23 protein-coding genes are annotated in these 18,139 nt (G+C 67.4%); 6 read left to right on the top strand and 17 right to left on the bottom strand.

Going from position 1 to position 18,139, the window contains the following annotated elements:
- Positions 1 to 5 precede the first annotated feature (5 nt).
- Positions 6 to 368 carry a cupin domain-containing protein gene (locus H7F35_RS12605; RefSeq protein ID WP_187113187.1) on the top strand — a complete coding sequence of 121 codons (363 nt, stop codon included), beginning with the start codon at positions 6 to 8 and terminating at the stop codon, positions 366 to 368.
- 57 nt (positions 369 to 425) lie between these two features.
- Positions 426 to 1,418 carry a Bug family tripartite tricarboxylate transporter substrate binding protein gene (locus H7F35_RS12600; protein WP_187113186.1) on the top strand — a complete coding sequence of 331 codons (993 nt, stop codon included), beginning with the start codon at positions 426 to 428 and terminating at the stop codon, positions 1,416 to 1,418.
- Here H7F35_RS12600 and H7F35_RS12595 read toward each other — a convergent pair.
- Entirely contained in the window at positions 1,405 to 1,998 is a 594-nt protein-coding gene (locus tag H7F35_RS12595) for a uracil-DNA glycosylase family protein (protein WP_187113185.1), read from the bottom strand. The genes H7F35_RS12600 and H7F35_RS12595 overlap by 14 nt on opposite strands.
- A 23-nt stretch (positions 1,999 to 2,021) precedes the next feature.
- Positions 2,022 to 2,852: an oxaloacetate decarboxylase gene (locus H7F35_RS12590; RefSeq protein WP_187113184.1), complete on the bottom strand. Its 831-nt coding sequence runs from the start codon at positions 2,850 to 2,852 to the stop codon at positions 2,022 to 2,024.
- 132 nt (positions 2,853 to 2,984) lie between these two features.
- On the opposite strand from H7F35_RS12590, the gene H7F35_RS12585 reads away from it, so the two are divergent.
- On the top strand, positions 2,985 to 3,443 hold the full coding sequence (locus H7F35_RS12585) for a CopD family protein (protein WP_187113183.1): 459 nt from the start codon (positions 2,985 to 2,987) through the stop codon (positions 3,441 to 3,443).
- Between the two features lie 16 nt (positions 3,444 to 3,459).
- Here the strand turns inward: H7F35_RS12585 and H7F35_RS12580 are convergent, their stop codons facing one another.
- The 4 genes from H7F35_RS12580 to H7F35_RS12565 all read right to left on the bottom strand — a co-directional run bounded on the left by H7F35_RS12580 (position 3,460) and on the right by H7F35_RS12565 (position 7,362).
- The gene (locus H7F35_RS12580) at positions 3,460 to 4,083 is read right to left on the bottom strand and encodes a dihydrofolate reductase family protein (RefSeq protein WP_187113182.1); all 624 of its coding nucleotides are present in this window, start codon (positions 4,081 to 4,083) and stop codon (positions 3,460 to 3,462) included.
- A 395-nt stretch (positions 4,084 to 4,478) separates the two neighbouring features.
- Positions 4,479 to 4,907, bottom strand: coding sequence for a VOC family protein (locus H7F35_RS12575; RefSeq protein ID WP_187113181.1), 429 nt, complete (start codon positions 4,905 to 4,907; stop codon positions 4,479 to 4,481).
- Between the two features lie 10 nt (positions 4,908 to 4,917).
- Positions 4,918 to 6,156 (bottom strand): CaiB/BaiF CoA transferase family protein, encoded by a 1,239-nt coding sequence (locus tag H7F35_RS12570; protein WP_187113180.1) that lies wholly within the window; start codon positions 6,154 to 6,156, stop codon positions 4,918 to 4,920.
- A gap of 6 nt (positions 6,157 to 6,162) precedes the next feature.
- Entirely contained in the window at positions 6,163 to 7,362 is a 1,200-nt protein-coding gene (locus tag H7F35_RS12565) for an acyl-CoA dehydrogenase (RefSeq protein WP_187113179.1), read from the bottom strand.
- A 184-nt stretch (positions 7,363 to 7,546) separates the two neighbouring features.
- Between H7F35_RS12565 and H7F35_RS12560 the strand changes: the two genes are divergently transcribed.
- A complete protein-coding gene (locus H7F35_RS12560; RefSeq protein ID WP_187113178.1) occupies positions 7,547 to 8,449 on the top strand; it encodes a LysR substrate-binding domain-containing protein in 903 nt (300 codons plus the stop codon).
- A gap of 1 nt (position 8,450) precedes the next feature.
- Here H7F35_RS12560 and H7F35_RS12555 read toward each other — a convergent pair whose 3' ends face one another.
- The 3 genes from H7F35_RS12555 to H7F35_RS12545 are packed head-to-tail and all read right to left on the bottom strand — an operon-like array spanning position 8,451 to position 10,126.
- On the bottom strand, positions 8,451 to 8,957 hold the full coding sequence (locus H7F35_RS12555; protein ID WP_187113177.1) for a GFA family protein: 507 nt from the start codon (positions 8,955 to 8,957) through the stop codon (positions 8,451 to 8,453).
- Between the two features lie 30 nt (positions 8,958 to 8,987).
- Positions 8,988 to 9,722: a toxin gene (locus H7F35_RS12550; RefSeq protein ID WP_261803681.1), complete on the bottom strand. Its 735-nt coding sequence runs from the start codon at positions 9,720 to 9,722 to the stop codon at positions 8,988 to 8,990.
- Positions 9,723 to 9,778: 56 nt separating this feature from the next.
- Complete coding sequence (locus tag H7F35_RS12545; protein WP_261803612.1) at positions 9,779 to 10,126, bottom strand: hypothetical protein; 348 nt, start codon at positions 10,124 to 10,126, stop codon at positions 9,779 to 9,781.
- 111 nt (positions 10,127 to 10,237) lie between these two features.
- On the opposite strand from H7F35_RS12545, the gene H7F35_RS12540 reads away from it, so the two are divergent.
- Positions 10,238 to 10,948, top strand: a complete 711-nt coding sequence (locus H7F35_RS12540; RefSeq protein WP_187113175.1) for a 2OG-Fe(II) oxygenase — start codon at positions 10,238 to 10,240, stop codon at positions 10,946 to 10,948.
- A gap of 18 nt (positions 10,949 to 10,966) precedes the next feature.
- Here the strand turns inward: H7F35_RS12540 and H7F35_RS12535 are convergent, their stop codons facing one another.
- The 6 genes from H7F35_RS12535 to H7F35_RS12510 are packed head-to-tail and all read right to left on the bottom strand — an operon-like array spanning position 10,967 to position 13,347.
- On the bottom strand, positions 10,967 to 11,494 hold the full coding sequence (locus H7F35_RS12535; protein ID WP_187113174.1) for a periplasmic heavy metal sensor: 528 nt from the start codon (positions 11,492 to 11,494) through the stop codon (positions 10,967 to 10,969).
- A complete protein-coding gene (locus H7F35_RS12530) occupies positions 11,491 to 11,937 on the bottom strand; it encodes a hypothetical protein (protein WP_187113173.1) in 447 nt (148 codons plus the stop codon). The genes H7F35_RS12535 and H7F35_RS12530 overlap by 4 nt, the downstream gene beginning before the upstream one ends.
- Entirely contained in the window at positions 11,934 to 12,497 is a 564-nt protein-coding gene (locus tag H7F35_RS12525) for an RNA polymerase sigma factor (RefSeq protein WP_187113172.1), read from the bottom strand. The genes H7F35_RS12530 and H7F35_RS12525 overlap by 4 nt, the downstream gene beginning before the upstream one ends.
- A gap of 48 nt (positions 12,498 to 12,545) precedes the next feature.
- Positions 12,546 to 12,755, bottom strand: a complete 210-nt coding sequence (locus H7F35_RS12520) for a hypothetical protein (protein WP_187113171.1) — start codon at positions 12,753 to 12,755, stop codon at positions 12,546 to 12,548.
- 38 nt (positions 12,756 to 12,793) lie between these two features.
- Positions 12,794 to 13,066: a hypothetical protein gene (locus tag H7F35_RS12515; protein WP_410010776.1), complete on the bottom strand. Its 273-nt coding sequence runs from the start codon at positions 13,064 to 13,066 to the stop codon at positions 12,794 to 12,796.
- Between the two features lie 53 nt (positions 13,067 to 13,119).
- Positions 13,120 to 13,347, bottom strand: coding sequence for a hypothetical protein (locus H7F35_RS12510; protein ID WP_187113170.1), 228 nt, complete (start codon positions 13,345 to 13,347; stop codon positions 13,120 to 13,122).
- A gap of 358 nt (positions 13,348 to 13,705) precedes the next feature.
- Here H7F35_RS12510 and H7F35_RS12505 point away from each other — a divergent pair, with 358 nt between their 5' ends.
- Positions 13,706 to 15,664 carry an adenylate/guanylate cyclase domain-containing protein gene (locus tag H7F35_RS12505; RefSeq protein ID WP_187113169.1) on the top strand — a complete coding sequence of 653 codons (1,959 nt, stop codon included), beginning with the start codon at positions 13,706 to 13,708 and terminating at the stop codon, positions 15,662 to 15,664.
- 6 nt (positions 15,665 to 15,670) lie between these two features.
- On the opposite strand, the gene H7F35_RS12500 is transcribed toward H7F35_RS12505, so the two are convergent.
- Together H7F35_RS12500 and H7F35_RS12495 are read right to left on the bottom strand one after the other, a co-directional pair.
- Positions 15,671 to 16,123, bottom strand: a complete 453-nt coding sequence (locus H7F35_RS12500) for a YbaY family lipoprotein (RefSeq protein ID WP_261803611.1) — start codon at positions 16,121 to 16,123, stop codon at positions 15,671 to 15,673.
- 8 nt (positions 16,124 to 16,131) lie between these two features.
- Positions 16,132 to 18,126 (bottom strand): acetoacetate--CoA ligase, encoded by a 1,995-nt coding sequence (locus tag H7F35_RS12495; RefSeq protein WP_187113167.1) that lies wholly within the window; start codon positions 18,124 to 18,126, stop codon positions 16,132 to 16,134.
- Positions 18,127 to 18,139 lie beyond the last annotated feature (13 nt).

The raw sequence follows: 18,139 nt of genomic DNA, 5'->3' as shown, positions 1-18,139 counted from the left end.
CCGCCATGCACGTGACCCGTTTCAACGAAGCGCCGCACTACGAGGCACCCAACCACTTCGACATGCGCTGCCTGCGCCTGCAGGGCAAGGAAGCCGGCCCCTCGACGCAGATGTGGATGGGCATGAGCCAGCTCCTGCCCGGCGGCCACACCGGACTCGACGGCTCGCCGATGGAAAAGCTCTACCTCGTGCTCGAAGGCCAGCTCCATGTGGTCGGCGAGATCGACGGCGCGCATGAAGAAGAAGTGCTCGAGCCATACGACAGCTGCCGCTTCGCGCCCGGCGAGAAACGCCGGTTGGAGAACCGAAGCAACCGGCCGGTGCTGGTGGCGCTGGTGATGCCGAACGCGCCGCCGCCGCCGGGTTAGCAACACCCCTTTCAGTCATTCATCGCTCATCGAAATAAATCAACGGAGACAAGACGCATGAAGAAGACTTTCACCTGGAACCGCAGGCAGACGCTCGCCGTGGCCGCGGCGTTCGTCGCCGCATCCACGCTCGGCGGCGCGCATGCGCAGGGCAATTGGCCGGGCACGCAGCCGATCAAGCTGGTCGTTCCTTTCACGGCGGGCAGCGGCACCGACATCGTCGCGCGGCTGGTGGCCGAAAAGCTCGGCCCGGTGCTGGGCACCAGCGTGATCGTGGACAACCGGCCCGGTGCGGGCGGCACGCTCGGTGCGGCCCTCACGGCCAAGTCGCCGGCCGATGGCTACACGCTGCTCGTGCACTCGGCCGGCCACCTCGTGAACCCGTGGATCTACAAGGGCCTGTCGTACGACACGCTCAAGGACTTCACCGGCATCACGCCAATGGCCAGCCTGCCCAACGTGCTGGTCACCGCGCCCTCGCACTTCGCGAACGTGAAAGACCTCGTGGCGCAGGTCAAGGCCAAGCCGGGCCACTTCAACTACGGCTCCGCCGGCAACGGCTCGGCCACGCACATGAACGCCGAGGTGTTCCGCCTCGCGGCCGGCATCGATGCGCAGCACGTGCCCTTTCGCGGCACGCCCGAGGCGATGACCGAGGTGATGGCCGGGCGCGTCGACTGGTTCTTCGCACCGATGGTATCGGCCCTGCCGCTCATCAAGACCGGCAAGCTGCAAGCGCTGGCTGTCGGCACGGCCAAACGCTCGTCGGCGTTGCCGGATGCGCCGACGACGGTGGAGGCCGGCGTGCCGGGCTCGGAATACCTGTTCTGGGTCGGGCTCTTCGCACCCGCGAAGACGCCGCAGCCGGTGGTCGACCGCCTGCAGGCGGAGGTCGCGAAGATCATGGCGTCGCCCGAGCTGAAGGAGCGGCTGGAAAAACTCGGCGCCGAGCCTTTCACCATGCCCTCGGCGCAGTTCAACAAGTTCATCGTCGATGAGACCGGCAAGGCGCAGCAAGTGGTCAAGGCCGCGAACATCAGGGTCGACTGAACCCCTCCGGGGCCAGCGCCAGGCGGACTCGCTCGCGCAGCACCGGCAGCACGTCGCGCTCGAACCACGGGTGGTGCTTGAACCAGCCCGTGTTGCGCGGCGAAGGATGCGGCAGCGGCACGGTGCGCGGGCCGTAGTCCGCGAAGGCCTCGACCGTCTCGGTGACGCTGCCGCGCGCGGTCTTGCCCAGGAAGTGGCGCTGCGCGTACTGGCCGATGAGCAGCGTCAGTTCGACATCTTTCATTTGCGCCAGCAGCCGTGCGTGCCACAGCGGTGCGCACTCCTTGCGCGGCGGCAGGTCGCCGCTCTTGCCACGGCCCGGGTAGCAGTAGCCCATCGGCACGATGGCGACCCGCGCCGCGTCGTAGAACACGTCGCGATCGATGCCGAGCCAGCGGCGCAGCTGATCGCCGCTCCTGTCGTTCCACGGCACGCCGGTCTGGTGCACGGTCAGGCTCGGGGCCTGTCCGACGATCAGCAACCGGGCCGTGCGGCTCGCCTGCACGATGGGCCGGGGGCCCAGCGGCAGATGCTCGGCGCAGGCGCGGCAGGCGCGAATCTCGGCAAGAAGAAGATCCACCGGGGCCTCTTCGGCGTGGGCGGCTACTGCGCGAACGGACGGAAGAACGCGTTGAGTTCGGCGCCCGGCGCGGCGTCCGCGAAGCCGTCGAAGCGGCCTTCTTCAGACAGCGTGCGCGCGGCGCGCATGAAGCCGCCCCATGCCGCGCGCGCAAGCCCGCCGCCGACGCTGACGCGCCGCACGCCCAGCTCGGCGATGTCTTTCATCGTCAGCTCGCTGGTCGCGCCAACCAGCAGGTTGACTGGCTTGCCTCCTGCGGCAGCCACCACGGCGGCGATCTGCTCGCGCGTCTTGATGCCGGGTGCGTAGAGACAATCGGCGCCCGCATTTGAATAGGCCTTGAGCCGGGCGATGGTGTCGTCGAGATCGGGGCGGCCAGCGAAGAAGTTCTCGGCACGCCCGACCAGCAGCACGTCGCTGCCACTCGCATCGATGGCCTTGCGCGCAGCGCGCATGCGCTCGACCGCGACGTCGATGGCAAAAAGCGGATCGGCTGCGTTGCCCGTCGAGTCCTCGATCGACAGGCCCGCCACGCCGGTCTCGACCGCGAGCCGCACGCTGTCGGCCACGCCCGGCGCGTCGGCGGCGAAGCCGTTCTCGAAGTCCGCGTTCACGGGCAGGTCGGTGGCGGCCACAAGTTCGCGCAGATGGTCGAGGATGAGGTCGCGCGACAGCGCCCCATCGGCATGACCTCGCGACCACGCAAAGCCCGAACTGGTGGTGGCCAGTGCCTTGAAGCCCAGGCCTTCGAGGTAGCGCGCGCTGCCCGTGTCCCAGGGGTTCGGGATGATGAAGCAGCCTTGTGCATGGAGGGCGCGAAAGTCGGCGCGTTTCTGCGCGATGGTGCGGGTCATGGGAGCCTCATCTTTCTGTGTCGTGGGCAACGAGCCTCGCATTCTGACGCAGCGGTGCAAAGCCGCACGAGGCCGCGGCGTTCAGGGCCAAGCGTTGCGCGCCGGGGCCTTTCGGTGTTCTGATCGGCCCCCATGTCCTACGTCATTCCGCTTTTCGTTCACCTGCTCTGCGCCACCTTCTGGGTCGGCGGCATGGCGACCATGCATTTCGCGGTGCGCCCCGCCGCCGTCGCCACGCTGGAGCCGCCCTTTCGCCTGCGCATGATGACCGCGACGCTGCGGCGCTTCTTCGTCGGCGTGGACGCATCCGTCACGCTGCTGTTCCTGAGCGGCGTGGGGATGATCATGGCGACTGGCGGCTTCCGCTCGGTGCACTGGCGCGTCGAGGCGATGATGAGCATCGCGATCGTGATGGCCGCCATCTATGTCTACATCCGCGCCTCGGTGTTCCGGGCGCTGCGGCGCGCGGTGGAAGAAAGCGCGTGGCCCAAGGCGGCCTCGCTGCTGAACACGGTGCGCCAACTGGTCGGCATGAACCTCGTGCTGGGCGTGGTGGTGTTCGGGGTGGCGATCATCGGACGGGCCGGCTGAGCCCCGCCGCCCCGGTCTACCTCACGAAGCGGTAATCGAGGTGCGTCACCAGCTTCGAGCTGGTGGCGCTCACCGTCTCGAGCTTCAGCACATTCGGCGCCAACTGGTCCAGCAGCCGCAAGCCGGCACCGAGCAAGACAGGTGCGACATGGATCGTGCATTCGTCGAGCAGCCCAGCCTTGATGTACTGACGGATGGTGTGGACGCCGCCCGAGATGCGCACGTCCTTCCCACCTGCTGCGGCCTTGGCCTGTGCCAGCGCACTCTCGATGCCGTCGGTCACGAAGTGAAAGGTGGTGCCGCCCTGCCGCACCCACGGTTCGCGTGGCGAATGCGTGAGCACGTAGACGGGCGCACGGAACGGCGCGTTCTCGGGCCAGCTGACCTCGCCCTCGTCGAACATGCGGCGCCCCAGCACATAGGCACCGGCACGCGCGAACACGCGCTTGACCAGGGCATCGTCGGACGTGTCTTGTTCGCCGCCGGGGATGCCGAGGATTTCGCGGAAGGTGGCGGTCTGGAAAACCCAGCCGTGCATCGCCGAGGCGCCATCACCCATCGGGTTGTCCGGGCCGGCATTCGGGCCGGCCATGTAGCCGTCGAGCGAGATGCCGACGTCGAAGAAGACCTTGCTGCTCATACGTCGTGTTCCGGCGTAGGGCCGGCCTGAGTTGCAGAGAAGTCGGAGTCTATGCCTGGGCCTGTTCGATGGGAACGGGCTCGGGTTCATTCGGGGTGCGTGCGAATGACACCAGGTGCTCCCCTCCGCGAATGTCCCCCGGGGCGCTGCGCGCCCCTCCTCCTTTATTTCGCTGCGGGGAGTACCTGGCGTCATTCGCACAGGACACGCTGCTGGTGATCGCTGATCAACGACTGCCCTGAGCGCTCACGTCGATACGGGGCTCTTTTTCGCGAAATAAAGGAGGAGCGAAGCGGGGGACATTCGCGAAAAAGAGCACCGTGTCGGCGTGTGCGACGCCCTGGACAACAGCACTTAAAACACCCCGCAAAGCGCGTCATGCAGGAAACACGAACTCAGCCAGCCGGCCCTTTGAGCTCGACGCTGTTGCCGTCCGGATCGGTGATGTACATCGAAGGGCCATTGCCTTCGGCGCCGAAGTTGTTCTGCACCTCGCCATGCACCGGCACGCCGTGCTGCGCCATCAGCGTACGAAGCGCCGCCTCGTCGAAAGGCTCGATGCGCAGGCAAAGGTGATCGACATTGCGGCCTTCTGCACCTGCCAATGCGCCGCCCTGCTTTCCCAGCGGCCCATCGGGCGTGACAAGGTCGATCAGGCTCGACCCCGCACGCAGGTGCACGAGCCCCAGGTCATCGCGGCGCTTCTCGACTTCGCAGCCCAGCACGTCGCGGTAGAAGGCGATCGCGCGTTCGATGTCCTTCACGCGCAGCACGACATGGTCGATGCGCAACACCAAGAACGGCGGGCGCATCGGGCTTGTCATGCCGGCCTCTTCAGACCACGCCGGCCGAACGCAGGGCGTCGAAGCGTGCGGCGTCGATGCCCATTTCCGCCAACACCTCTTGCGTGTGCTGGCCGAGGGCCGGCGGTGCATGGCGCAACACCGGTGGCGTGGCCGTCAGGCGCAGCGGGCTCGCCACGCCGGTGATGCTGGCAATGCCATCACCCGCATCGCGCGGCAGCGTCACCGCCAAGCCGCGCGACTTGACCTGCGCATCGTCGAAGGCCTGCGCGATGTCGTTGATGGGACCGCAGGGCACGGCCTTGTCTTCGAGCAGCGTGACCCATGCGGCGGTGGTGCGCGTGCGCGTGACCTCCTGCATCAGGGGGATCAGCACTTCGCGGTGCTTCACGCGCAGCGTGTTGGTTGCAAAGCGCGCGTCGGCGGCCCATTCGGCGTGGCCGGCCGCTTCGCAGAAACGCGCGAACTGGCCGTTGTTGCCGATGGCCAGCAGCATCGAGCCGTCTTGCGTCTGGAAGTCCTGGTACGGCGCCAGGCTCGGGTGGCTGTTGCCCTGGCGCTGCGGCGCCTTGCCGGTGTTGAGAAATGCGCTCGCCTGGTTGGCGAGGATGGCCATGCCCACGTCGAGCAGCGCCATGTCGATGTGCTGGCCTTCGCCGGTGCGGTCGCGCACCTGCAGCGCGGCAAGGATCGCGGTGCTCGCATAGACGCCGGTGAACAGATCGGTCAGCGCCACGCCCACGCGCAGCGGGCCACCGCCGGGCACGTCGTCGGGGCGACCGGTGATGCTCATCATGCCGGTCATGGCCTGGATCATCAGGTCGTAGCCCGCGCGCTCGGCATACGGGCCGTCGTGGCCGAAGCCGGTCACGCTGCAGTAGATGAGGCGCGGGTGGGCCGCGCGCAGGCTTTCCTGGTCGAGGCCGTATTGCTTGAGGCCGCCGGTCTTGAAGTTCTCCACCACGATGTCGGCCTGCGCCGCCATCTGCTTCAAGAGCGCCTGCCCTTCGGGCGTGGCCATGTCGATGGTGACCGAGCGCTTGTTGCGGTTGCAGGCGGTGAAGTAACTGGCCTGGTCGGTGTCGTTGCCGTTCGCGTCCTTGATGAACGGCGGGCCCCAGGTGCGCGTGTCGTCACCGACGCCGGGGCGTTCGATCTTGACGACATCGGCGCCCAGGTCCGCGAGGATCTGCGTGCACCACGGGCCCGCGAGCACGCGGGACAGATCGAGGACCTTGATGCCGTCGAGTGCTGCGGGCTTGTTGGTCATTCGAGCTTAGTTCGCGAAAGCTGCGATGCCCGTGATGGCACGGCCCAGGATCAGCGCATGGATGTCGTGCGTGCCTTCGTAGGTGTTGACCACTTCGAGGTTCACCAGATGTCGCGCCACGCCGAATTCGTCGCTGATGCCGTTGCCGCCCATCATGTCGCGCGCCAGGCGGGCGATGTCCAGGGCCTTGCCGCAGTTGTTGCGCTTCATGATCGAGGTGATCTCGACCGAGGCCGTGCCTTCGTCCTTCATGCGGCCCAGGCGCAGGCTGCCTTGCAGGCCCAGCGTGATCTCGGTCTGCATGTCGGCCAGCTTCTTCTGGATGAGCTGGTTGGCGGCGAGCGGGCGGCCGAACTGCTTGCGGTCCAGCGTGTACTGGCGGGCACGGTGCCAGCAGTCTTCGGCGGCACCGATGGCGCCCCACGAGATGCCGTAGCGGGCGCTGTTCAGGCAGGTGAACGGGCCCTTCAGGCCTTGCACTTCGGGGAAGGCGTTTTCTTCAGGGCAGAACACGCCGTCCATCACGATTTCGCCAGTGATGCTGGCGCGCAGGCCGACCTTGCCGTGGATGGCCGGGGCGCTCAGGCCCTTCATGCCCTTCTCGAGCACGAAGCCGCGGATCGGGCCGACAGTGCCGGTTTCGCTGACTTCCTTGGCCCACACCACGAACACGTCGGCGATGGGCGAATTGCTGATCCACATCTTGGCGCCGCTGAGCGAATAGCCGCCCGGCACCTTCTTGGCGCGCGTGACCATGCTGCCGGGGTCGGAGCCGTGGTCGGGTTCGGTCAGGCCGAAGCAGCCGATCCATTCACCGGTGGCGAGCTTGGGCAGGTACTTCTGCTTTTGCGCTTCGGTGCCGAATTCGAAGATCGGCACCATCACCAGCGAGCTTTGCACGCTGGCCATCGAACGGTAGCCCGAATCGACGCGCTCGACTTCGCGGGCGATCAGGCCGTAGGCCACGTAGTTGAGGCCGGGGCCGCCGTACTGCTCGGGGATCGTGGGGCCGAGCAGGCCGAGTGCGCCCATTTCACGAAAGATCGCCGGGTCGGTTTCACCGCTGCGGAAGCCCTCGATGACGCGGGGCGCCAGTCGCTCCTGGCAGTAGGCATTGGCCGCGTCGCGGATCATGCGTTCTTCGTCGGTCAGTTGCTGGTCGAGAAGAAGGGGATCGTCCCAGTGGAATTGCGCTTTGGCGGCCATGTGCTGTCTCCGGAATGAGGGGAAAAGAGAAAAGAGGGGGATGGCCTCGATCCTAGCCACGCGGGGAGCCGGGCGCAAACGATGAATCCGCACCCAGATATGCATTTGTAGAATGTCTTGCAGGATGTTCGAGCGGCGTCTTCATTGGTGAGGCCCCTCCTCCATACATACACCCGAGGCATACATGCGCCGCAAGATCCCACCCCTGCAAACCCTCGTGTGCTTCGACGCCGCCGCGCGCCACGAGAGCTACACCCGCGCCGCGCAGGAACTGGCACTCACGCAGAGCGCGGTGTCGCGCCAGATCGGCACGCTCGAAGCCTTTCTGGGCGTGGTGCTGTTTCGCCGCACGCGGCACGGCGTGGCGCTCACCGCGAGCGGCGCGGCCTATGCGCGCCAGATCACCAAGCGACTCGAAGCGATGGAGCGCGACACGCTCGACGCGATGGCGCACCAGGGCGAAGGCGGCTCGCTGTCGCTGGCTGCAGTGCCCACCTTCGCCACGCGCTGGCTGATGCCGCGACTGAAGGGTTTTGCGGCGCTGCAGCCCGACGTGGTGGTGCACATCGAGACGCGCACCCGCCCCTTTCTCTTCGCCGACGCGGAGTTCGATGCCGCGCTCTATGCCGGCACGCCCGCGCAGGTCGAGAACTGGGCCGGCACGCATGCGCTGCTGCTGATGCATGAAGACGTGGTGCCGGTGTGCAGCCCCTCGCTGCTGCCGCGCGGCAAGGCCGTGGCGCCCGCCGCCATCGCGAAGTTGCCGCTGCTGCAGCAGAGCACGCGGCCCGATGGCTGGCGCCAGTGGTTCGACGCCCAGCAGATCGATGCGCCCAATGCGCGCGGTGGCCCGCGCTACGAGCTGTTCTCGATCCTGGCCGCCGCTGCCTCGCACGGCCTGGGCGTGGCGCTGATGCCGACGATGCTGGTGGCCGACGAACTGGCACGCGGCGAGTTGGTGGTGGCGTGCCCACGGCCGCTGTCAGGCGAGCGCAACTACTACCTCGTGACGCCGGAGCGTGCCGATCAGCGGCCACTGCTGAAGTTCTTCAGCGACTGGCTGCTGGCGCAGGCGCGCCAGGGGTGAATCAGGCGGGGCGTCCGGGCCGCGCGCCCTGCTGCGCGTAGGCCTGGATCAGCGCAGGAAAGGCCGCCATATCGGGCAACGCGCCGAAGCTGTGCACCGCAGGCGTCGTCGCCCAGGGCAGCTTCTCGTCGGTCCAGGTCTCGACGAACGGCACCACCCATTCGTGCCGGTCGAGCATGGAAGGCCGCAGGTTGACGAACTGGTCCATGCCTTCGGTGCGGGTGAACATCCAGCTCTTGCAGTGCGGGCAGAAGAAATGATGCGAGTCGCCATGCAACCCGCCGATCACGGGCTCGCCCGACAGCACTTCGAAGCCCGGCGTCGGGATTGCCAATGACAGCGAGAAGGCGCTGGCACTCATGCGCTGGCAGCCGGTGCAATGGCAGGCCATGGCCAGCAGCGGCGGTGCGGTGATGCGCAGTCGCACCTGGCCGCAGCGGCAGCCGCCTTCCCAGGGGAGTTGCCAGCCGTTGGCGGTGTCTTGGCGATCGCTTTGCGAAGTGCTCATGAGGTGCTTTCCGGCGCGCGGTTCGCGGGCCTAGGTCAACGTGGGTGCTGTCTTCTTTTTCCGAGAGGCGCGCCGTGGCTTGAAAGGACCGGCGACTTTCTCAAGCCAGGGATCGCATACGGCCCGCAGCTCCGGGTCCGCATCGAACTGCGGATCGCGCGCGTCGAACAGGACCGATCGTTTCGCCTGTGCCCGCACCAGCGCGAAGGCGTTCTTCTCGGAGCGGCTGTTGTCGAACATGAGCGTCATGTTCGCGATTTGCGCCGCATGCCCGACCGCCGCCTGTGTGCGGGGAAAGCGCTCGATCAGTTTCTTGTGCTCCACATCGTGACCGCCTTGCTGCTTGCGGGTGCTCACGCGAAAAACGGACATGTCCACCGAGACGAGCCCCACGAACAGCAGGACGACGAAGTACCCGGCCTCCTGCATGGCACGGATGTCGTCGACCTTCGACGCATGGCCGCCACCGGGCAGCGGCTTCCAGTGAGAGAAGACCGTCTCGAATGCGAAAGGCATGCGCTGGTCCATCACGAGGCTCTTGAAGGCGCGCACGCCTTCCTGGGACAGGATCTGCCATTTCTCGTCGTCATCGCGCAGACGCTGGGCCCAGACGGGGATGTGCCCCGTGCGAGGGTCTGCGTCCGGCAGGATGGACATCATCATCCGGTCTGCATTGACCAGCGGCAACTGGAGCGATGCCGCCAGCCGCGAGTACCAGAGGGTGGATTTTCCGGACCCGTTGTGGCCGGCCAGAACAAACGCCACCGGACGCGGGCCTTGCGTCTGTTCGAGGAGCTTCTCGAGCTTGGGAGGACGGCGGCTCACGCCTTGCTCGCGCGAAACCTGCCTTCGACCAGCCGGCCGACGACCTTGGTGCCGTCGGCCGCCTCACGAACGACCTGGGTGGGATCTTGCGGGTAGGCGTAATAGGCGAATATCTTGGCTGCGTTGGGTCCGCGAAAAACGACCGCCCGGTCGATACCGGGCTTGTTCAGCGCGCGGGCTGCCTTCTTCAGCAGCACCGTCGTGTTGTCCTCCGGGCGGACAACAGCGCGAGGCGCCTTGCCGACCTTGACCAGTTCCATGCCGCGCCCCAGCGTCGCAACCGATCGGCCCTGGACCAGTTGTCCTTTCGAGCTTTCGCGCGCGGTGGTTTTTGCTTGTGCCATGGTCGAATGATCGCTCAAAACCGCGGACAGGACGAAGGCGCCCGGGAGCATCCCGAAACCCGCGTCCGGAAACGGCGAGCCGCACACGCGCGAAGACGAGACACTGCCGCCATGACATCCCCCGCTTCCCACATCGAGGCCCTCGACTGGCCCCGCATCGAGACCGAACTCGCCACCCGTGGCTGCGCCACCACCGGCCGGCTGTTCACGCCGAAGGAATGCGCCGCGCTCGCGGCGATGTACGACCAGCCCACGCACTTTCGCAGCCGTGTGGTCATGCAGCGCCACGGCTTCGGCCAGGGCGAGTACCAGTACTTCGCGAACCCGCTGCCGCCGCTGCTCGCCGGATGGCGCGGTGCCTTGTACGAACGGCTCGCGCCGCTGGCCAACGCCTGGGCGACGGCGATGGGCCAGCCAGCCGACTTCCCGCCGGACCACGCCGCGTACCTCGCGCGCTGCCATGCGGCAGGCCAGTTGCGCCCCACCCCGCTGCTGCTGCGCTACGACGAGGGCGACTACAACTGCCTGCACCAGGATCTGTACGGCGACCTGCAGTTTCCGCTGCAGCTCACCGTGCTGCTGAGCGATCCGCGCGAGGACTTCACGGGCGGCGAATTCGTGCTGACCGAGCAGCGGCCGCGCATGCAGTCGCGCGCGGAGGTGGTGTCGCTCGCGCAGGGCGAGGCGGTGATCTTCGCGGTCAACCAGCGGCCGGTGGCGGGCACGCGCGGCAGCTACCGCGTGACGATGCGCCACGGCGTGAGCCGCCTGCGCTCGGGACGCAGGCACACGCTGGGCATCATCTTTCACGACGCGCGCTGAACGCCTTCGTCGGAGCGGTCAAGGCTTGGCTCGCGGCGCAGTCACATGGAAGGGCCCCTGCAGCCCGGGCAGTGCCTGCGCAAAGCTCTCGCGGTCCGCTGGCGGCAGCGTGGCCGCGTAGGCCATCACGTAGGCCTCGATCCGTTCGCGCTGCTCGATGTCGGCGGCGCGGGTGCGCGCCAGCGCGCCATCGATCGCCGCGCGGTCGAGCACGGGCGCAGCCAGCAGGCGCGCGGCCTCCAGCCGACCTTCATGGCTGGACCGTGTCAGCCCGGCGTTGTCGCGCAGCACTTCATGCAAGCCGCTTCGGAATGCCTGGCGCTGCGCGGGCGACAGGTTGTCGGCGGCGGCCGGCAGGCTGCGCGGCTTGACCGGCCCCGTGCCGCCCGCCGTCGCCTGCGCGGCCGGCCTGTCATGGTGCTGCGCGTGCTGGCTGCTGCTCCACAGATACCAGGCACTGCTTGCGATGCCGCCGGCAAGGAATACGTTGAGCAGGACGGACATCAACGTCCAGTTGATCCCGCGCTTGGGTCGTTCGTCGTTCACTCGTCGCTCCAGTCTGCCGTGTTGCCGGCATCGAAAGTCGTGGCGGCCCAGTCCCTGTCCATTCCCGTCGATCGCCCCGGGGGCACGATGACCGACAGGGCCAGGCCGAACACCAGCGCGCCGGCGGCGGCGGCGCCGACAAGGCCGACACCCGCGGCCCATGTGCCGGGCCACCACCATCCGGTACGGCGCTGGCCGGTGCGCCCGCGCTTCACGCCCTGACCGGGCGCGCCGGCCAGCGCGGCCTGGATCAGCGCAGCAGCAGGCGATGCGACGACGCTGGCGTCCAGCATCGAATCGAGTTCGGCGGCGCGCGCAAGGACCACCCTGGCCGAGGCGTCGCGTTCGAGCAGCGCCTGCGCATCCGCACGCTCGGCGTCGGGCCAGCGGCGTAGCTCGGCACCCCAGGCGTCGGCAAGTTCTTCAAAGCGTTCGGGTGTCATGGCTGGGCCTCCATCAGTTCTGCGCGCAGGTTGCGGCGCGCACGCGCGAGCAGGCTCTCGAGCGCATCGATAGAAATGCACATGAGCTTGCAGATGTCCGCATGAGACAGTTCCTGGTAGTACTGAAGCACGATGGCTTCGCGTTGGCGGGCAGGCAGCCGCGCCAGCGCGGATGCGACACGCTGGTCGCGCTGCGCATGGCCCCAGTGCTGTTCCGGCGTGGGCGCTGCGTCTGCATGGTCTGGCGGCTCATCCACGGCCTGCTCGTGGCGGGCAGCGCCTGTGCGCAACCGGTCGTAGCAGAGGTTGAGCACGACGCGATGCAGCCAGGTATCGAAGTGGGCTTCCCCGCGGCGCCACTTGGGGGCCTGCTTCCAGATGCGCACGAACGCCTCCTGCGTCACCTCTTCGGCTTCGCCGCGCCGTCCGAGCAGACGCTGGGCCAGCGCCAGCAGGCGCGGCAACTTGCGGATGACCAGCTCGCGCGCCGCCTGCGGCTCGTTGCGGCCGAGGCGCTGCAGCAAATCCTCGTCGAGGTCGTCTGGGTCTGAATCAGCCACTGGACAAAGCCGGTTGTGGGTCGGAACGCTCCGCGGCGGTTGCCGGTTTCAATGCTGAAGCTCCTGCTGCCCGCGAAGGAGATTCTGTGCCTTCGCCTCGCGTTGTCCCTGCGTGCGACCGGCGGCGGCGGCCCGCAAGGTCGGCAGCGGCTGGAGGGCGATGCCAGGCGCGACATACGCGAACGCCGGTGCGGGCAGCGGCCCGACCGACGCCAGCCAGGCAAGGCCGAGCACAAGAATGACGGATCTCGGGTCCATGTGTGTCTCTGTCGACAGGAAGACAGGCGCGCAATGGATCAGTGCCAGCCGCGATGCCAGCCGTAGTGGGGGTGATACCAGCCCCAGCCGTGGTGGACGTGGTAGTGCCACACATAGCCTGGCCCCGGAATCACATAGGTCGGCCGGACATAGACGACGCCCGGCGGCGCGACATAGACGGGTCGCGCAACGACCACCGGCGGCGGAACGACGATGACTGGCTGGGCCTGCGCGGACACCGTCGTCACGAGAGCGCCGATCAGGGCCAGGAGGCCAGCGCCGAGGGCTGAGAGCACGTTTTTTGATTTCACGAAAGAACCCGGTTGGACATGGAGGACGAACGCAAGGCGGGACGGCTCAGACATCAGTACCACCCGCGATGCCAGCCATACACCGAGTGATGCCAACCCCAGCCGTAGTGGGAGTGATAGCGCCACACATAGCCCGGGGCGGGCATCGCGTAGGTCGGCGCGACATAGGCCACGCCGGCGGGCGCGATGTAGGCCGGGCGGATGGTCGCGGGCGCCACCACGCAACCGGTCAATGCAAGCGCGCAGACAGCCGCGACGACAAGAGACGAGCGAAGGAACATCAAGAAACTCCCTGAAGCGCAAAAGCAGCGCGATGGTTGAACGGAGCCAGCCGCCGGAATCCGTCGCTCGATCTGCAAATATTTTTTTGGAACGGCGATCCGATCGCATGCACCGGATGCCGCCAGCGCGGTGCGCGGAGAGATCGGCGAGCACCACCGCTTCCGTTCGGTCGACGCAAGCCCCGAACCTCTTCTGCCCGTGCAATAACGCACACAAAGCCGAAGTCGAGCGAAAATCGCGCCCGCATCCGGCGCACACCAGGATCTCCGACAACAACGATCGGGGCCGTGAGCTCACCGGATGTCGACCCGCGGCCTCACCGCTGCGGGTGCGCTCGAGTGGTCGTCAGGGAGCTGTATGAACATGAACTCGTCCGGGAATCCGGGTGTGGCGGGAAAGCCGCCGTTTGAATTTGCCGCCACGGCGGCACCGTCACCCCATACGGCGCTTGTCGCGCCACCCGGGCGATCTCGCCGCTTCAGGGTGGACGTGGGCACCATCGTCAGTGCCGTGGCCCTGGCCCAGTCGCTGATGCTGGTCTCGCTGGGCTACTGGGGGTCCCAACGGCTGGTGTCCCGCATCGGGGTCTCCGCGCACAAGGCCAACCACGACCGCACCGAAGACAAGGTACGGGCCTTCCTCAAGAAGGCCGAGTCGGTCGTCGATGCGGTGGCCAGCGCCCCCAGCCTGCGCCCTGCGGGCGACCATGCCGACCGGACGTCGGAGCTTCTGTGGACGCTGCTGGAGCAGTCGCCCGAACTCGACAGCATCTATGTGACCAACGAAGTGGGCCAGATGCTGATGGCCCTGCGCTACCCCACGCCCGCCATGCGGCACATTGCGCGCGGCCCCGGCTTCACCACCGAGACCTGGCAGTACAAGCTGCCGCTGGAGGCCGAATCCGATGTGCAGAACCGCTACGCCACGCAGCGCATCGAGGCCTACCGCAGCGACTACGACCCGACAAGGCGCAGCTGGTATCTGCAGGCCCGCACGGCGCAAGGCCCGGTATGGACCAAGCCCTATGTGTTCGCCGCCGCGCAAGAGCTGGGCGTGACCTACGCGCTGCCCAGCCGTCGCCGCTATGCCGAAGGCAGCTCGCAGGCACTGGTGGTGGCCGGCGACGTGTCGCTGGGCCGGCTGTCGGAGTTCGTGCGCCTTTTCAGCAGCGACGGCTATGGCGACAGCGCCCTGCTGAGCGCCGACTTCCAGGTGCTCGCGCGCAGCGACATGCCCGGCATCCTGCATCGCCTGGGGCCGCCCTCGGGCGTACTCGGCGCGCTGCACGACCACATGGTGGCCGCGGGCACGGCGGGCAGCGGCACCGACACGGACTTCGCCTTCGCCTACGAAGGCCGCAGCTACCTGGTGCAGACCTCGCAGATCCAGGCCACCGGCTGGCAACTGGTGAGCTGGGTGCCCGAAGACATGCTGCTGGGCGGCCTGCGGCGCGCAGTGCTGTGGTCGCTGCTGCTGGCGCTGGCCTTCCTGGGGATCGCGCTGTTCCTGTCGCTGAAGCTGTCGAAGCTGGTGACCTCGCCGGTCGAGAACCTCTCACGCATCGCGCGCCGCATCGGCCTGCTGGAGCTGGACAACCTGCCGCGCGAACCCAGCCGCGTGCTCGAAATCCAGCACCTGGACCAGGCGCTCGACGACTCCGCGCGCAGCCTCAAGGCCTTCAGCAAGTTCGTGCCGGTGGACGTGATCAACCAGCTCATCGACGAAGGGCATGCGCTCGCGCCGAGCGGTTCGCCACGGCGCATCACCGTGATGTTCACCGACGTGGAGGGCTTCACCTCGATCTCTGAATCGCTGGACACCGACGTGCTGGTCGGCATGCTGACCGAATACTTCAACCTCGCGGCGGGCGTATTCACGCGGCACGGCGGCGTCATCGACAAGTTCATCGGCGACGGCATCATGGTGCTGTGGGGTGCGCCCGCAGACCTGAGAGACGCGGAGTACAAGGCCTGCCTTGCCGCGCTCGAACTGCATGTGGAGATGACCGAACTCAACCGGAAATGGCACGCCGACGGGCTGCCCGAATTCCGCACGCGCATCGGCATTCACACGGGCGTGGTGATCGCGGGCATTCTGGGCTCGAACGACCGGCTGTCTTACACGGCGTTCGGCGACGTGGTGAACGTGGCGAGCCGCATCGAGGGCATCAACAAGCAGTTGGGCACGCAGATGCTGATGTCGGAAGTCACCTTCGAGGCGCTGAAGGGCCGGCTGTGCACGCGCCGCATCGAAGAGCTGGTAGAGCTGCGCGGCCGGCAGACGCGCATGGTGCTCTACGAACTGCGAACTTCCTAGGGACCGTCAGCGAGGCGCTTGCGTGACGCGCACGAGCATCAGGTTGGCGGTGGTGCCGTTGCCTTGCGTGAGCACCGAATACTGCGTGTCGTTGATGAACAGCAGCTGGTCGCCGCGCGAGATGCGCGCCGACACCGCGTAGCGCATGCGGGGGTCGATGCGTGCGGGGTCCACGCTCAGCTCATAGGCAATGGGTGGCTGCTTGCCGTTGGCCTTGAAGCGCTGCTCGGCAAGGGTCACCGAGGGTGCGTCCATGCGCGACACGTCGAGCAGTTGCACCACGACCTCGGCCGAGGGATCGAGCGCGATGCGCTCGCGGTAGGCCACCGTGCCGGTCACGCGCAGCGGCGCGGCGCCACCGCCCGATGGCGATGGTGTGGAAGAAGGCGATGCGCAGGCGCTCAACAAGGAAGCGCCGGCAACGGCGGAAAGCAGGAGGAGGCTGGTGCGTCTTTTCATGCGCCCCATTATGCGGAGGCACGTTGCGCGGCGAAAGCCACATACCAATCCAGGCTTCCAGGGTTTGCCATGGCCTCGCGATTGACCACCTTCTCGATCGGCTGGCCCAGCAGCAGCTTCTTGATCGGCAGCTCCTGCTTCTTGCCCGAGAGCGTGCGCGGAATCTCGGCCACCTGGAAGATGTCGTTGGGCACGAAGCGCGGCGACAGCGAGGTCTTGATCGCGTTGTTCAGCCGCGTGCGCATCGCGTCGTCGAGCGCCACGCCAGGGCGCAGCACCACGAACAGCGGCATGTAGCTGTCGCGGCCCAGGTATTCGAGATCGACCACCATCGAGTCGAGCACTTCGGGCAGCCCCTCGACCGCGCTGTAGATCTCGCTGGTGCCCATGCGCAGGCCCTGGCGGTTGATGGTGGCGTCGCTGCGGCCGTAGATGATGCAGCCGCCGTCTTCGCCGATCTTGATCCAGTCGCCGTGGCGCCACACACCGGGGTAGGTGTCGAAGTAGCTCGACAGGTAGCGCGCATTGCCTTCGTCGCCCCAGAAGTACAGCGGCATCGACGGAATGGCTTGGGTGCACACCAGTTCGCCGACCTCGCCGATGACCGGCTGGCCCTGCTCGTTCCAGGCTTCGACCGCGTGGCCGAGTTCGCGGCACTGCATCTGGCCCGGCACTTCGGGCAGGTCGCGGTTGCCGCCGACGAAGGCGCCGCAGAAGTCGGTGCCGCCTGAGATGTTGCACCACCACACCTCCTTCGAGCCGGCAGACAGGATCTGTTGCGAACCCCAGCGCTGCACCTCTTCGGGCAACGGCGAGCCGGTGCTGCCGAGGGCGCGCACGCGCGAAAGGTCGCCGCAGTCCTTGGCGACGAGGCCCGCCTTCATGCAGTTGGTGAAGTAGGCCGCGCCCGCGCCGAAGAAGGTGACCTTGTGCCGCGCGACGAAGCGCCACAACACGCTCCAGTCGGGCTTCTCCTTGCTGCCCGCCGGGTTGCCGTCGTAGATGCAGATGGTCGCGCCGAAGGCCATGCCCGAGAGCTGCGAGTTCCACATCACCCAGCCGGTGGAGCTGTACCAGTGGTAGCGCTCGCCGAAGTTGTTGGCGCCGTAGCTCGCGCCCACGTCGTTGTGCAGGCCGCAGGCGTGCATGGTGAGGATGATGCCGCCCTGCCCGTGCACGATGGGCTTGGGCAGGCCGGTGGTGCCGCTCGAATAGACGATCCAGATCGGGTGGTCGAAGGGCAGCCACTCGGGCTCGAAGGCGGCGACTTCGGCGTCGTCGCGCGCAATGGCCTGGGTCCACTCGACATCGTGTGCCACCGCGCTCGCGGCGAACGGCGACTTCACGAGCAGCAGTTTCTGCACGCTGGGCAACTGGCCGCGCAGCTCCTGCAGCACCGCGCTGCGGTCGAGCGGCTTGCCACCGTAGTGCACGCCATCGACGGCGATCAGCACCTTGGGCTCGATCTGGCGGAAGCGGTCGGTGACGGCGGCGGTGCCCATGTCGGGCGCGCACACGCTCCAGATGGCGCCGATGCTGGAACACGCCAGGAATGCAACCATGGTCTCTGGCACGTTGGGCATGTAGGCCGCAACGCGGTCACCGCGCTGCACGCCGAGCGACTTGAGCGTGAGCGCCACGGCGGCCACCTGGCGGCGCAGTTCGGGCCACGACAGCTCGCGCACTTCGCCAAGTTCGTTGTCGCTCACGATGGCCGGCATGCCGGCCGCGTGGGCAGCATCCGCGTGGCGCAGCACCTCGCGCGCGTAGTTGACCTGGGCACCGGGAAACCAGCGCGCGGTGGGCATGCGCGGCTGCGCGAGCACGGCGGTGTGCGGCGTGGGCGAGCGCAGGCCGGCGTAGTCCCAGATGCTCTGCCAGAAGGCATCGAGCTCGGTGGTGGACCAGCGCCACAGCGCGTCGTAGCTGTCGAACGAGAGGCCGCGTGTCTCGCGCAGCCAGTTTTGATAGAGACGGATCTGGGGAATATTGGGAGCGGGCATGCCCCAAGCGTAG

The organism is Variovorax sp. PAMC26660 (genome assembly GCF_014302995.1).
In the GTDB taxonomy this organism is placed as follows: domain Bacteria; phylum Pseudomonadota; class Gammaproteobacteria; order Burkholderiales; family Burkholderiaceae_C; genus Variovorax.
The sequence above is the reverse complement of the archived record's forward strand: the minus strand, read 5'-3'. Positions and strand labels throughout refer to the sequence as shown.